This window comes from Spiroplasma sp. hyd1, assembly GCF_016082235.1.
GTDB lineage: Bacteria > Bacillota_I > Bacilli_A > Mycoplasmatales > Mycoplasmataceae > Spiroplasma > Spiroplasma poulsonii.
This window is the reverse complement of the sequence record NZ_JXYY01000104.1, coordinates 1-1,702: the sequence shown is the minus strand read 5'-3', so window position 1 is coordinate 1,702 and position 1,702 is coordinate 1. Positions and strand designations below refer to the sequence as shown.

At 30.2% G+C, this 1,702-nt stretch carries 4 protein-coding genes; all 4 read right to left on the bottom strand.

The window, feature by feature from the left end; genetic code table 4:
• Positions 1–304, bottom strand: a 304-nt coding sequence (locus TS70_RS08010; RefSeq protein WP_232332559.1) for a hypothetical protein, incomplete at its 3' end; no start/stop codon positions are given.
• On the bottom strand, positions 285–524 hold the full coding sequence (locus tag TS70_RS06490; RefSeq protein ID WP_198049778.1) for a hypothetical protein: 240 nt from the start codon (positions 522–524) through the stop codon (positions 285–287). The genes TS70_RS06490 and TS70_RS08010, both read right to left, overlap by 20 nt.
• Positions 525–583: 59 nt before the next feature.
• On the bottom strand, positions 584–886 hold the full coding sequence (locus tag TS70_RS06485) for a hypothetical protein (protein WP_198049777.1): 303 nt from the start codon (positions 884–886) through the stop codon (positions 584–586).
• 71 nt (positions 887–957) lie between these two features.
• Positions 958–1,702, bottom strand: a 745-nt coding sequence (locus tag TS70_RS06480) for a hypothetical protein (protein ID WP_232332558.1), incomplete at its 5' end; no start/stop codon positions are given.

Genomic DNA, 1,702 nt, shown 5'->3' with positions numbered 1-1,702 from the left:
TATTCCACATTATTGTTGTCCAATTTATCTTAACCCATCCATTTCTGCTGTTTATAGTGATTAGTTCTGAAACACACGCATAACTTTCTTTTCGTAGACCATTACTTTTATTAAGTTTAATTAACCACTTGGATTTTTTTATTTTATAATATGATGTTGATAATTGCAATGCATCATATCAATAGTTATAAATATTCTTCAGAATAATAACAGGATGAGGATTTATGTCATTATTATTGTCTATTTTACAAAGCCAAATTTCACCAGATAAGCAATTAACTTGATTATTCACTAATTTGTTCATTTTGAACCATTATTGTTCCTAGTTCAATCTCTAATAAATCATTAAAAAACTTTCTATCTTTATTATATCAATATTCAAGTCTTTCAAAATCTTCATCACTAACTTTATTTGCTTTTTCTTTAGTATAACCTCATGACATCAATTTATTAATTTTAAAATCATTTGAATTATTTTCATCATTATTTGAAGATTGTTTTAACCTTTCAATTTCTAACTGCATTGCTAATTTTTCTTTTTCTAATTCTAAAATTTGTTTTTGTAATTCTAAATCATTTTGTACTATATTATATTATCACCATTTAATTTTTTTAACTCTTCTGTTGGCAAAACATATGACGGAATAACACCTGGATTTTCATTAACAAAGTTTGTTAAACGTTCCATTCCATATTTTCCTTCCATTAAAACAGCAACAACATGTTGTTCTTTACCTTCTAAAATTCTTTGTTTAACTTTTTCAAGTCTTTCTTTTTTAATTTCTTGTTGCTCTCTTTGCCATTTTAAATCTTTCTGATAATTTTTTTCAGCAGCCTTTTGTTTAGAATCTTCACCGATACCTATAATTCTCCCAATAATTCCCATTAAATATATTCCTTTCTATAAAAACTCTTAATACTTACAAAAATTATACAATAAAAGAAGCAATTCTGCTTCTATAATTTTTTATTGTTATCTTTGTCATCATATTTCTTAGAATGTGAATCATATTGTTGCTTTGTACTTTCCTTAATATTGCGAATACCATCTTTCACCTTATTAACTCCAGTAACATTTCCAACAACATTTCCAACACCTTTACCAAATACACTTCAACCAGCTTTATTTCTTGCTTGTTTAGCTGCTTTTCATTCAGCAGAACCTTTTTCTTTTGGTAATGATGCAGCTGCATTTCGAGCAGCTCAGATGCTTGAAATACCACCAATTGTGCTACCAACAGCGGCCATTAGTCCTGTTCGATTTTGAAATGAATTTCTTGGAATAACAAATTCACTAATTCCACCACTATCTGCTCTAGAAAAGTCTTGAGAATCATATGGCCCTCCACCTGGTTTTCCAAACATTTTACTGAAAAATCCACGTTTTTGTCCACCGGCATTAACAGCATTCTTCCCAAATCCTAGAATTTGGCCTGCTTTTCGACTTGCTGCAAACATCATCCCTCCAGCGGCTATTGTTGAACGCAATGACGCGGCGCCTTCCATTGCACCAACTGATTCACCTACAAAGTTTGCAATCATCGCTGAAACACCTAAAATTGACACAGCACCACCACAAACAAAGAACAACATTGCAACAATTCTACCAATTCCTGAGAAATCACTCAACCCATTTTTTAGTAATAATGATATTAGACTTCTTGCATTACTTGTTAAAAAATTGCAAATATTTGTAAAAAAG